Origin of the sequence: Rugamonas fusca (assembly GCF_014042365.1) — a bacterium.
Classification (GTDB): domain Bacteria; phylum Pseudomonadota; class Gammaproteobacteria; order Burkholderiales; family Burkholderiaceae_D; genus Rugamonas; species Rugamonas fusca.
Map to the genome: position 1 here is coordinate 177,659 of NZ_JACEZS010000009.1, position 12,822 is coordinate 190,480.

The 12,822-nt window shown below is 67.7% G+C and carries 10 protein-coding genes; 5 read left to right on the forward strand and 5 right to left on the reverse strand.

Going from position 1 to position 12,822, the window contains the following annotated elements; translation table 11 throughout:
- Positions 1-26: 26 nt before the first annotated feature.
- Complete coding sequence (locus tag H3H36_RS12555; protein WP_229219881.1) at positions 27-2,219, forward strand: GGDEF/EAL domain-containing response regulator; 2,193 nt, start codon at positions 27-29, stop codon at positions 2,217-2,219.
- A 51-nt stretch (positions 2,220-2,270) separates the two neighbouring features.
- Complete coding sequence (locus H3H36_RS12560; RefSeq protein WP_182218005.1) at positions 2,271-4,082, forward strand: DUF885 domain-containing protein; 1,812 nt, start codon at positions 2,271-2,273, stop codon at positions 4,080-4,082.
- 22 nt (positions 4,083-4,104) lie between these two features.
- On the opposite strand, the gene H3H36_RS12565 is transcribed toward H3H36_RS12560, so the two are convergent.
- Positions 4,105-4,719: a hypothetical protein gene (locus H3H36_RS12565; protein WP_182218007.1), complete on the reverse strand. Its 615-nt coding sequence runs from the start codon at positions 4,717-4,719 to the stop codon at positions 4,105-4,107.
- A gap of 252 nt (positions 4,720-4,971) precedes the next feature.
- Here H3H36_RS12565 and H3H36_RS12570 point away from each other — a divergent pair, with 252 nt between their 5' ends.
- Positions 4,972-5,403, forward strand: coding sequence for a hypothetical protein (locus H3H36_RS12570; protein ID WP_182218010.1), 432 nt, complete (start codon positions 4,972-4,974; stop codon positions 5,401-5,403).
- Between the two features lie 44 nt (positions 5,404-5,447).
- Here the strand turns inward: H3H36_RS12570 and H3H36_RS12575 are convergent, their stop codons facing one another.
- The 4 genes from H3H36_RS12575 to H3H36_RS12590 form a co-directional block, all read right to left on the reverse strand.
- The gene (locus H3H36_RS12575; protein WP_229219882.1) at positions 5,448-5,936 is read right to left on the reverse strand and encodes a TlpA family protein disulfide reductase; all 489 of its coding nucleotides are present in this window, start codon (positions 5,934-5,936) and stop codon (positions 5,448-5,450) included.
- Positions 5,937-5,944: 8 nt separating this feature from the next.
- Positions 5,945-7,207: a sialidase family protein gene (locus H3H36_RS12580; protein WP_229219883.1), complete on the reverse strand. Its 1,263-nt coding sequence runs from the start codon at positions 7,205-7,207 to the stop codon at positions 5,945-5,947.
- A 57-nt stretch (positions 7,208-7,264) separates the two neighbouring features.
- The gene (locus H3H36_RS12585) at positions 7,265-9,619 is read right to left on the reverse strand and encodes a TonB-dependent receptor (protein ID WP_182218014.1); all 2,355 of its coding nucleotides are present in this window, start codon (positions 9,617-9,619) and stop codon (positions 7,265-7,267) included.
- Positions 9,620-9,777: 158 nt separating this feature from the next.
- A complete protein-coding gene (locus H3H36_RS12590) occupies positions 9,778-10,176 on the reverse strand; it encodes a DUF2946 domain-containing protein (RefSeq protein WP_182218016.1) in 399 nt (132 codons plus the stop codon).
- A 215-nt stretch (positions 10,177-10,391) separates the two neighbouring features.
- Here H3H36_RS12590 and H3H36_RS12595 point away from each other — a divergent pair, with 215 nt between their 5' ends.
- Together H3H36_RS12595 and H3H36_RS12600 are read left to right on the forward strand one after the other, a co-directional pair.
- Positions 10,392-11,369, forward strand: a complete 978-nt coding sequence (locus tag H3H36_RS12595) for a CE1 family esterase (RefSeq protein WP_311196629.1) — start codon at positions 10,392-10,394, stop codon at positions 11,367-11,369.
- A gap of 390 nt (positions 11,370-11,759) precedes the next feature.
- A complete protein-coding gene (locus H3H36_RS12600; RefSeq protein ID WP_229219884.1) occupies positions 11,760-12,749 on the forward strand; it encodes a L,D-transpeptidase family protein in 990 nt (329 codons plus the stop codon).
- The last annotated feature ends 73 nt before the right edge of the window (positions 12,750-12,822 follow it).

The window sequence follows — 12,822 nt, forward strand, 5'->3', positions numbered from 1 at the left end:
GAAAGAGTTTTTGCATGCACAGGGAAATGGCGGAACAACAAACCAAGGGTGAAGTGCTGATCGTGGAGGACACGCCGGCTTCGCTCAAACTGCTGAGCGACCTGTTGACGGAGGCCGGCTACTACGTGCGCCAGGCGCCCAACGGCGAGCTGGCCCTGTGGACGGCCCAGTCGCGTCCGCCCGAGCTGATCCTGCTCGACATCCGCATGCCCGGCATCGATGGCTTCGAAGTGTGCCGCCGCCTCAAGCAGTCGCCCGAGCTGCGCCATGTGCCCGTGATCTTCCTGTCGGCCCAGCACGACACGGACGACAAGGTGCGCGGCTTCGCGCTGGGCGCCGTGGACTTCATCGCCAAGCCGTTCCAGGCCGAGGAAATCCTGGCCCGCACGGACGCCCACGTGCGCCTGTCGCGTACCCAGAAAGCGCTGGCCGACGAGCGGGCGCTGCTGGAACAGCGGGTCAGCGAACGCACGGCCGAACTGGCCAAGCTGGCCCACTCGCTGGAACAGGAAGTGCGCCAGCGCCGCGCCAACGAGGAATTCCTGCGGCTGGCCAGCCAGGTGTTCGAGGCCACCCAGGACGCCATCGTCATCACCGACGAGAAGGGCGACATCCTGGCCACCAACCCGGCCTTCACCCGCATCTCCGGCTACGGTGCCAAGGAAGTGGTGGGGCGGGGCGTGGCCATGCTGCACGCGGGCGGCCAGGACGCGCCCGGCTTCCAGGCCCTGACCCAGTCGCTGACGGCGGCCGGCCACTGGTCCGGCGAGATCATGGCGCGCCGCAAGAACGGCCACACTTATCCCGGCCTGCTCAGTGTTTCCGTCGTCAAGGACGCGGACGGCAAGCTGCTCAACATCGTGGCCGTGTTCATGGACCTCACGGAGCGCAAGGCCGAACAGCACCTGATCGACTTCCTGTCCAACCACGACGCCCTGACGGGACTGCCCAACCGCCTGCTGGCGCGCCAGCGCTTCGAGCACCTGCAGGGCGTGGCCCGGCGCGAAGGCCAGTGCGTGACGGTGATGTGCCTGGACCTGGACCGCTTCAAGAGCGTGAACGACACCTACGGCCCGCAAATGGGCGACAAGGCGCTGCAGGCCGTGGCCCGCTTCCTCAACGACACGGTGCGCGAGGGCGACACGGTCACGCGCCAGGGCGGCGACGAATTCCAGATCATCCTGCAGGACGACATCAAGTGCGGCGGCACCTTGCTGCTGGCCCAGCGCATCCTGGCCGGGCTGCGCACGGAACTGGTGATCGATGGCCAGCCCATCTCGCTCACCTCCAGCATCGGCGTGGCCGTCAGTCCCACCGACGGCGACAGCCTCGATGAACTGGTGCGCAATGCCGACACGGCCCTGTACCGGGCCAAGGAGACGGGGCGCGACAACTACGCCTTCTTCACCGAGCGCATGGATGCGGAAATCCGCGACAAGCTGGCGATCCAGGGCCAGCTGCGCGGCGCCATCGCGCGCGACGAGTTCGAAGTGCATTACCAGCCCCAGATCTGCCTGCGTACGGGCCAGATGGTGGGCGCCGAGGCTTTGCTGCGCTGGGATAACCCGGTGCTGGGCAAGGTGCCGCCCAACCGCTTCATCCCGCTGGCCGAGGAATACGGGCTGGTGAACCCGATCGGCGAATGGGTGCTCGAAAGCGTGTGCGCCCAGATCAAGGTGTGGCATGACCAGGGGCTGGGCCAGATCAAGGTGGCCGTCAACCTGTCGGCCGGCCAGTTCGGCCACGACAGCACGGTGCCGTTCGTGGAAGGCACGCTGCGCCGCTTCGGCATCCCGCCCGCCTGCCTGGGGCTGGAGATCACGGAGGGCACGGTGATGGGCGACCCGGACAAGGCGGTGGCCGCGCTCAAGCGCCTGAAGGACATCGGCGTGAGCATTTCGCTCGACGACTTCGGCACCGGCTATTCCAGCCTGGGTTATTTGAAGCGCTTCCCGATCGACGTGCTCAAGATCGACAAATCCTTCGTCGACGACGTCACCACCAATCCCAACGACGCGGCCATCGCGCTGTCGGTGATTTCGCTGGCCCACAACCTGAACCTGCGGGTGATCGCGGAAGGGGTGGAGACGCGCGAGCAGGTCGACTTCCTGGCCCAGCGCGGTTGCGACGAGATGCAGGGCTACTTCTTCAGCCGTCCGGTGGGCGCAGAGGCGTTCACGGCGCTGCTGCGCGAGAAGCGCTGCGTGCCCGACCTGTAATGCTCGCGTATTAATCAATTGCATTCAACCTATTCATCTTCCTGGAGCGTTATGGAAAAGAAGACCAGGGCTGGCGCCCGCGCGTTTGCCTGTTTGCTCACCTCCGTGCTGGCCACGGCTGGCGTGGCCATGCCCGCCGCCGCGGTCGCGGCCAGCGTGACCGCTTCCCGTCCGGCCGCTGGCCCGGACGATGCCCGCCTCAAGGCCATCTACACGCAGGAATGGACATGGCGCCTGACCCAGCGACTGGAGGATGACGAGGACGATGACAACGGCGTGCGGCCCGATCTGCCCCACGTCGATCCGGCCACCCAGCAGGCGCGCCTGGCGTACTGGCAGGACGTGTTGAAAAAGCTGGACGGTATCGCGCCGGCCCGCCTGTCGGCGCCCGAGCGCATCAACTATGCCGTGTACCGCGCCCAGATCGCGGCCCTGGTGGCCGGCCAGCGCTTCCGCGAATACGAAAAGCCGCTCAATGCCGACACGGCGTTCTGGTCCAACATGGCCGACGAGGGGCGCAAGCACTTCACCACCGAGAAGGAATACCGCGACTATCTGAAGCAGCTGGCCGACGTGCCGCGCTATTTCGGCGAGGAGATGGCCAACATGCGCGCCGGCCTGGCGCGCGGCTTCACGCCACCGAGGGTCACGCTGGTGGGGCGCGACAGTTCGCTCACCTCCGTGACGGAGGCGGCCACGCCGCAGGATACCGTGTTCTACACCCCGTTCAAGACCATGCCGGCCACCATGCCGGCCGCCACGCAGGAACTGCTGCGGACCGCCGCCGTGCAGGCCATCAGCACGGCCGTGCAGCCGGCCTACCGCGCGCTGCTCGACTTCATGCGCACCCAGTACGTACCCCACGCGCGCGAAGCGCTGGCGGCCGAGAGCCTGCCGGACGGCAAGGCCTACTACCAGTCCAAGATCGTGGAATTCACCACCACGGCGCTGAGCGCGGAACAGATCCACCAGATCGGCCTCGATGAAATGGCCAGGATACGGGCCGAGATGCAGGCCACGATCGCGCAGACGGGATTCCAGGGCGAGCTGCCGGCCTTCCTGCATTTCCTGCGCACGGACCCGCGCTTTTACGCCAAGACGCCGGAGGAACTGCTGATGCGGGCGGCCTGGATCGCCAAGAAGTTCGACGGCAAGGCTGGCCAGTATTTCGGCTACCTTCCGCGCCGCCGCTTTGCCATCACGCCGGTGCCGGCCGACCAGGCGCCGTTCTACACGTCGGGCCGGGGCGGGCCGGGCGTGTACCTGGTCAATACCTACGATCTGCCATCGCGCGCGCTCTACAGCCTGCCGGCGCTCACGCTGCACGAATCGGCCCCCGGCCATGCGTTCCAGATGCCGGTGGCGCTGGAGCAGCAGGGCTTGCCCCCGTTCCGTCATGCCTACATCTCGGCCTACGGTGAAGGCTGGGCCCTGTATGCGGAGCGGCTGGGCACGGAGATGGGCATCTACGAAACCCCCTACGAAACCTTCGGCATGCTCAGTTACCAGGCCTGGCGCGCGGCGCGGCTGGTGGTGGACACGGGCATCCATGCCAAGGGCTGGACCCGCGCCCAGGCGCAGGCCTACCTGCATGACAACACGGCCTTGTCGGAACACGAGATCGAAACGGAAGTGGATCGCTACATTTCCTGGCCGGGCCAGGCGCTGTCCTACTACCTGGGCGAGATGGCCATCGTCCATGCCCGCAAGAAGGCCGAGGCGGCGCTGGGCGCGCGCTTCGACATCCGCCATTTCCACGACACGGTGCTGCAACTGGGCTCGGTGCCGCTGCCGGTGCTCGAGGCGCGCATCGACGCCTTCATCGCCGACGGCGGCAAGAGTCCCTATCCGGCGCAGCAATAAGGGCGGCGCTGCGTGTTACACGCTACAGGTGGCGCAGCGTGCCCAGCAGGCGGGTGCCTGATGCGATCACGCTGCCGGCCGCGTCGGCCGTCATGTCGGTGCCGTGGATGGCCGCATTGCAGTCCCGCAGCACGCCGTTGAGAAGCCGGTCCTGGTCCGGGTCCAGCAGGTGGGCCAGCAGCAGCGCGTCCACCAGTTGATGGATGGGCGCATGGCGCGCTTGCAGCGGCAGCTTGTGCACCTGGGCGATGCGCCGTAATTCTCCTTCGAGGTCGATGCGCAGCTTGGCCAGGGCCAGCGCCGGGTCTTCCTCCAGCAGCTCGTCCGTGGACGGGCCCCACAGCGTGGGGCTCTGGCGCCGCTCGCGCCGTTCCGGGATGCCATCCGTGGCGCGCCCCTGGCCGGGCGGATTGCGCCGCCTGTCATTGGATGGAAACTGCACCAGCGGCGCGTTGGCGCTGCTTTCCACCGTGCCCGCGAAGTTGGCCAGCGCCGCCATGGCCGCCAGCCCCAGCAGCAGCATGGACGCTTGCTGCAAGCCTTGCTCCAGCGGCAGGCGCAGGGTGGACGTGAGTACGGCGGCGGCGATGGTGGCCAGCAGGATAGTCAGCGCCAGGTTGATCCGGTTTGTCTTCATAGCATCCTCCGTGGGGCGGAACGCGCTCCTGGCTTTATCTTAGACCAGAATCGGCCCGAAAACACGGGCCGGCGGTGACAATGCACGCATTTGTTGAATGGTTTTTTAGATAACATTAGCCCCATGGCAGCATTGCGTTCCGTCTCCCCGTTCCGATACGGCGTCAGCGCGGCCCGTCCGTCCCATCCCCCTGTATTCCTGGAGCCGCATGCGTCTTGCCGTAGTCCAATTTTTCATGCCGGCGGAGTGCCCGTGATCGGCACCGCCATCCTGTTGAGTGCCGCCGGCGTCGCTTCGCTGCTGTGGGCCAGCCGCAGCGGCCCGCTGCTGCCGTTGCCATTCAGTGCCCGCAGCGCCCAATGGAAGGCGTGGCGGCAGCGCTTTCCCCACGCCCCACGCGAGGCCGTGGCCGATTTCCTGGCCATGTTTTGCGCCGCATTCGCCTTGCGCAGCTACGAGAAGGCGTTGCTCAGTCCCGATGACCGGGTGTTGGGAATCCACCGCGCCCTGTATCCGGGCGAGGGCAGTGCGGATTCGCCGCAACTGGCGGCGCTGGCCTCGTCCCTGCGGCAGCGCTATGGCCTGGCCGTGGGCGAGGCGTGGGACGAAGAGGTGACGCTGGCGGCGCTGTTCGAACTGACCGGCCACGGCGGCATGCCGCTGGCACTGGCCCGTCGCGCCTGATCCGGGCGCGCGCGGCACCGCCATGGCGGTTGGCGGGCCCGGTACTAAAGAGCGCTTTTTGCTGTCAGCTGGTCGATGGTGGCCGGTGTGAGCACGCCCGAGTGCGGCGTGCGCCGGCCCTGGGCGTCGAACCAGTAACTTCTGGGCATTTCGCCGTGCCACTTGGGGTCGATCGCGTAGCGCAGCTGTTCGGGCGGCGCCGCGCCAAAGCCCCAGGCGTTGGTGGTCAGGGCCAGCTTGCGCAGCCGTTGTTCCACCAGCGCGTCTGTTTGCGGATCGCCCACGCCGTCGGTGGACAGGGTGACGATCTCCAGTGCCGGGTGGCTGCGCTTCTGTTCGGCCAGCGCGTTCAGGCTGGCCTGGCAATACACGCAGTCCAGTGACCACAGGATCAGCACGAAGGGCTTGCCCGCGTGCGTGCGCACGATCTGGGCCAGGCTGTCGGCCTCGAACGGGGCCACGGCCAGTTTCGCTTCAGCCGCCTGGGCCCCCGCGCCCAGCCACAGGGACATGGACAGCAGGGCGGTTGTCATCCAACGCTTCATGGTTTTTTCTCCAGGTTGACGGGCACCACGCGCACGCCTTCGGCTGCGGTGCGCCAGACGAGCACGATGCCATCGCGCCCGCGCAGCAGCTGCGGATGGTCCGACGCTTGCGCCGTGCTGGCCAGTTCCGTTTCGCGCCAGCTCAGGCCCGCGTCACGCGAGACCCGGCCCATGATGGCGGTGGCCTTGCCGTTGAACTGGCGCCACGCCAGCACGATGGTGCGGCCGTCGACAGCGATGGCGGCATGGTCGGCCTGTTCGGAACCGAGCTTGACGGGACTGCCCAGCGGCTGGCCCGGCGCCGCGCTGGCGTAATAGACGCCGCCATCGTCGCCCTTGACCGTGAACCAGGCCTGGTGGCGGGTGCCGTCGGCCGCATAGGCCAGCGCCGGGCCCTGGTGCGGGCAGGCGTCCACGTGCCAGTCGTCGAAGGTGGCGCGGGTGGGCGTGGCCACGGCGCCGGACGGCGTCAGTTCGGCCAGCGCGTGGTCGCGCACATTGGGGGTGAACACGTGGCGCCACAAGGCCATCACCTTGCCGTCCGGGCTCGTGGTCAGGGCGATGCGGCAGCATTCGCAGCTGTGGTCGGCCACCTTGTAGTCGCCGTGGAAGCTGGCGCCCCGGTCGTCGGAGACGGCGTAGTAGACGGCGGCGCCCGTGTAGTCCTGCTGGCGCGCGCGGGCCTGTTCGAGGTCGCGCTTGTCGATCCAGGCCACGTAGATGCGCCCTTGCGGGTCGATGCTCATGGCGTCGAAGCGGTGGGTGATGATGGCGCGGTCGGCATGCACGGTGACGGGAGCCGAGAACGTTTGGCCGCCGTCGAGCGAACGGATGAAGCGCACCTCGCCCGTGTAGGGCATGGCCAGCGGCTTGCTGTAGCTGACGTAGAACTCGCCCTTGGGGCCGAACAGCAGCTTGGGACGGCTCTCGCCGTCGGCCGCGATGGCTTCCGGCTCGTTCAGGATGCGCGTGGGCGCGGACCAGCTGGCGCCGTCGTCGTCGGACTTGCGCAGCACCAGGTACTGGGCCGTGCCGTCCACCTCCTTGCTGACGGTCCAGATGGCGCCGCGCGCATCGATGGCGGCGGCCGTGCCCAGTTCGGCCGATTTGGCAGGCCTCATCATGTGCCCCTGGGGCATGGCCTGCGTTTCGGCATGGGCGCCGGTGCCGGCGGTGGCGCCCAGCGCGCCCAGCGCCAGCGCGGCCAGCGTGGGCCAGCCGGGCATGGGGCTGGGGATGGATCTTATGGTCTGCCGCATGGCATCTGCCTCAAAAAATGGTGGTCGCATCGCAGGTGATCGCTTAAAGGTCATCGCTTACAGGTCATATTTCAGGCTGGCGAACACGGTGCGTTGCGGGTACGGGTTCGGATTCACGTAGTACTTGAAATTGCCCAGGTTGTTCACGCCCAGCGCCGCCGACCAGCGCTCGTTCACGTTGTAGAGCAGCTTGGCGTCGAACACGCTGTAGTGGCTCACGGCGCCGTACACGTCCGGATTGACGTCGTTGTACTGGTGGGCGGCCGTATTGTAAAGCGCATTGTGCTGGCGGCCGCTGTAGCGGTAGCTCAGGCTGAGCGCCAGCCGTTCGGTGGCGTGCCAGGTGGCCACCAGCGTGGCGCGCCAGTCGGGGATGCGGGGCTGGTCCGTGCCCACCAGGCCGGGGTTGCGGCTGTCGGCCGTGATGGTGGAGCGGGTCCAGGTGGCGCTGCCGTTCAGGTCCAGGCCGCGCACCAGCCAGTCGCGCGCGTCGAACGCTTCCTCCACGCCGTAGGTGCGCACCTTGTCCACGTTCTGGATGCTCGAGATGTTGGGCGTGACGGTGACGTCGGACTGCGCGATCAGCGCGTCACGCTTGGCTTCCCAGAACAGCGACGAGCGCAGGCTCGCGCGCTGGAAGTGGCGTTCGGCCACCACCTCGCCCGACACCACGCGCTCGGGCTTGAGGTTGGGATCATTCTGCTTGACGTTGTTGGGCAGGCTGATGACCTGGAAAATCTCGGCCACGGTCGGGTAGCGCACGGCCTTGCCGAGCGCGGCGCGCAGGGTCCAGTCGGCGCTGGCCAGCCAGGACAGGCCCAGCTTGGGCGAGATGTCCGTGCTGCTGCGGGCCGCATAGTTCAGCTGCTGGTAGGCCGGCACGTTGGCCGCGTTGTAGTTGCTGCCATCGAAGGCGCGCCAGTGTTCGGCGCGCGCGCCCGCCACCAGGCGCCAGGCCGGGGCCATGTGCCACGCATCCTGCAGGTACAGCGCCTGCGTTTCTGTCTTGCCGTAGGAATTGCTGGATGGCGTGGCCGCCGCGTCGCCATACAGCCAGTCCGACGGCACGGCCGAGGTGACCGACTTGAGCGTGTAGCGGTCCACGTGGTAGCCGAAGCTCAGGATGTGCGCGCTGGCGGTGGTGCCATCGGCGCGCCAGGTGCCGCGCAGGTCCAGGTTGCGCCAGCCGGTGCCGTCGGCCACGGTGAGCGTGCCGGCGGGACGCTGCGCGCCGGTGCCCGCATCCGTCAGGCTGGCCGTGTTGGCGGCGCTGCGGCTGCGGTCCATGTCCTGCGTGTACAGGCTGGCGATGGCTTCCCAGTCCCAGGTGCCGCCCGTGTCGGACTTGAGCGACAGGCCGTGCATCAGGTGGCGGCTTTCGCTGTAGCCGGGCGAGGTGCCGGCCAGCGTGTAGTAGTTGCTGTCGCCGGTGAACTTGACGTACTTGCCGGCGCCGCTGGCGGCCGTGTTGTAGACGGGATTGCCGGCGCCGTCGCGCAGGTAGGCGGCGACGTCCGTGTTGGACTTGTTCTGCCACACGCCCAGCGTGTACATGGCCCGCACGGTGGGCGTGACATCGTAGGCCAGCTTGATCTTGTCCGTGTCCTGCGTGGTATGGTCGGCGCCGATGGCGCTGGTGATGATGCGTGGGTTACCGCTGGTGTCCGTGTCGCGCAGCTCGCCCGTGACGGCCGTGTAGGCGGTGCCGGACTTGGGGCTGGCCTTGGCGGCCGCGCCGAAGGTTTGCGGCTGGCCGTGGTTGTCCAGGTGGTCGGCCGTGATCCAGTACGACCACGCACCGGCCTTGTTGCCGATGGCGGCGCTGGCGTGGCTGCCGTTGTAGTGCTGGCTGGTGCCGTACAGCTTGAAGTCCTGGCTGAACAGGTCGACGCCGGCATGGGCCTCGAAGCGTTCCGGCATGTGGGTGCTCATCATCACCACGCCGCCGGCCGAGTTGCCGGGGTAGAGCGCGGAGAACGGGCCGTACAGCACGTCCACCCGTTCGATTTCCACCGGCGCCACCATGCCCCAGCGCGGCGCCGTGCTGAAGCTGTTGTTGAGGAAGTTCGACAGCAGCAGGTCGTCCGCGTAGACGGTGGTCTGGGCGCTGGAGATCGAACTGTTCACACGCATGACGAGCACGCCATTGCGGTCGCCCGCGTAGCGTTCGCGCACGTGCATGCTGGGCAGGTAGTTGAGCACTTCGGCCGCGGTGACGGCGTTGATGCTCGCTTCGATCTGGCTGGCCGTGATGGACTCGGTGGTGACAACCGGCGCCACCGTGGCGCGCTTTTCGCCTTTGATGACGACTTCCTGCAAGCCGCTGTCGAAAATGGCGTCGTCGGCCAGCGCGGGCGCGCAGGCGAAGGCCGCGAGCAGGGCCGCGGCGATGGGGGTGTGGTGCGACTTCATGAAACCTTCCTTGGACGATGTCCGTGTTTGTTCTTGGGCGGGACGCGGCTGGGCGCGCCGGATCGCATGCCGCCGCCACCCGTTGCGGGCGTGGAGGGCGGGCGCGAACGGACGGCTGGCTGCGCGCCGGGCGCTTGTTCAGCCAGCGTCCGTCGAGATCAGGCCGTTGCGGAAGGTGGTGCGCGCGGGTGCGCCGCCGTCCAGATGGGCAGCGGGCGTGGCGCGTGGTAGAACAGGAAGGGATGGCTAGCTTGCGCCGTGAAGGTGGGCAGCGTCAGTTCGGCGCCGGGCAAGGCCAGCGGGGCGCCGCCATGGGTGAAGCAGAACGGGCAGTGATCGAGGTGCGAGGTGTCGACGCCGGTGGCCGGTTGCTGCATGTCCGGGCCCTGGCCCGCGTCCATGTCCACCAGTTTGGCGCCGGCCGTGCTGCAAATCTCCATCCAGGCAGCACCGCCGCGCGCACCGGCGCGCGCGTGGGAAATCGACGGCGCGAACGCGGCGAACAGGATGGCCAGGCAGGCGATCCAGGCGGCGAAAAGGCGAGTCGTGCGTGTCATTCCCATCGGCCGATTATAGCAGCGCGGTGTCGCCCAACCGGGCGCCACAACCATCGCCGGATCAAGTGGGCGCCGATCCGGTCTTGCCTTCGTCCGGCATTTGGTGTGTTTATGCTAACCACGGCGGACCATCGGGGCGCGGGCGTTCGATTGCCCGCCACCGTGTTCTGTGGCAGTATCGCCGGAACTGTTGGACCAAGGAAAGGCGCAATCCCGTGAAATCCATCCTGTTCCGAGCCGCCGCGGGCTGGTTGTTGGCTGGCGTGGCCCACGTGGCCGGCGCCGCCCAGATCACTTCCTACGAACTGGCCCGGCCCGAAGGGGCGCGCCACTACCTGCTGGCCACGCCGGACCAGCCGGCCCCGGGCCGCCACCCGCTCGTCATCGTGCTGCACGGCCATGTCGGATCGGCCGCCCAGGTGCTGGGGCGGGAGCGCATCGCCGCGCCGCTGTCCGTGTGGCTGCACATCGCCGACCGCGAGCAGTTGCTGGTGCTGGCCCCGGACGGCATGCTGGGCAGCGATGGCAAGACGGGCTGGAACGATTGCCGTTCCGACGCCATCTCGAACCCCCGCAGCGACGACGTGGGCTTCATCAACGCGCTGATCGACAAGGCCGTGGCGGAGTACCATGCCGACCCGGCGCGGGTGTACGTGATGGGCATGTCCAACGGCGGCATCATGGCGTTCCGGATGGCCACCGAGAGCCCCGCGCGGCTGGCGGCGTTCGCCACCGTGGGCGCGTCCATGGCGGCCAGGAGTGGCTGCGCCGCGCCCAAGGCGCCCGTGTCGGCGCTGATCGTGGCCGGCACGGCCGATCCCATCGTGCCTTATGCCGGTGGCGATATCCGCTTTGCCATGCTGCGCCAGCGCGGCTCCGTGCTGCCGGTGGAGGAGGCGGCGGCCCAATGGCGCCAGCTGGCCCAGTTGCCCGCCGCCGGCGTGACGATGGAATTCCCGCACCGCGACGTGGCCGATGTCACGCGCGCCACCCGCATCACGTGGGGCGCCGATCCCCGCAAGCTGCAGGTGGCACTGATCCGCGTGGATAAGGGCGGCCACACGGAGCCGAGCAAGGTCAAACGGTTGAAGTGGATGTACCGCATGATGCTGGGGCCGCAGAACGGCGACATCGAGATCGCCGAGGAGGCCTGGTCGTTCTTCCGCGACAAGCAGGCGGGCTTGCAGCCCTGATGATTCCGGTTTCGCGCGGCGCAGGCGGGGTGGTGCTCGCCCGGGCCGGCCGTTTCTAAACGCCGCTATAGCGGTGGAGACGACTCTGGAGTGCTCTATCGCTTACTAAAATTGCCAGTCCGGCAACACTAAATCACACTAAACGGCACTATCTCGTTAGCGTCATTTAGTATGGTTTCGTGACGCTATTTGACGCTAAGCAGTACGAAATAGCGGTGGCTACAGCGAATGAGTAAGGTATTGCGCGATGTAGTCAATCCGGGAAAAAACGCGGACTCCCCCTGTGTCCTCCCGCCATGGGGTGCGCACGATTGCCGTGCGCGGTGGCGCCGGCCGGGCGTCCAATGTCATAATCTTGCCTCCCGAAAGTACGCCCAAGAAGAACCCCGCTTGAGAACACCACGTCTTTTGTTGTCATTGGCGGCCTGCCTCACACTGTCCGGTGCCGCGCTGGCCGCACCGGACAAGAAGGCCGCCGCGCCCAACCCGGCCGCCATCAACCAGTTGCCCGCCACCGCCACCGTCGGTCCCCGTACGCGCGGCGCCAACGTGCTGCGCGCCCAGGTGCTGCTGGACCGCGCCCATTTCTCGTCCGGCGAGATCGATGGCGTCTATAGCCGCAACCTGCGCCTCGCCATCAGCGGCTACCAGAAGCTGCACCAGCTGAAGGTGACGGGCGCGATCGACGCCCCCACCTGGGCATTGCTGGCGCAGGACAAGGAGCCTGTGCTGGGCAGCTACATCATCACGGCGCAGGATGCGGCGGGGCCGTATGCGGTGGCGCCCGCCAGCATGGCCGACAAGGCCAGGTTGCCCACGCTGGGCTATGCGAACGTGGCCGAAGCGCTGGGCGAGCGCTTTCATTGCAGCCCGGCCCTGCTCAAGCGGCTCAACCCCGGCAAGCACCTGAACCGCGCCGGCGAGCAGGTGGTGGTGCCCAACGTGCTGGCGGCCAGCCCGCTGCCCAAGGCCACGGCCCTGATGGTGGGCCGCGCCGATGGCACCCTCACGCTGCTCGACGCCAGCGGCACGCCGTTCGCCCAGTTCCCGGCCAGCACCGGCAGCGAGCACGATCCGCTGCCCTACGGCCAGTGGAAGGTGACGGCCGTGGTGCGCAATCCCGTCTACCGCTACGACCCCAAGCTGTTCTGGGACGCCCGGCGCGGCGACGCCAGGGCCATGATCGCGGCCGGTCCCAACAACCCGGTCGGCGTGGTCTGGATAGAGCTGAGCAAGAAGCATTACGGCATTCATGGCACGCCGGAGCCGGGCAACATCGGCAAGACCCAGTCGCATGGCTGCATCCGCCTGACCAACTGGGACGCACTGGCGGTGGCCGGCGCGCTGGCGCGCGGCGCCTCGGTGCTGCTGCAGGAATGACATCGGCCGCCACGCGGCGCGCCGTCCCGTCGTAAAATGGCGGCTGTGTCACTGTAGCCCGAACAACAAGAAA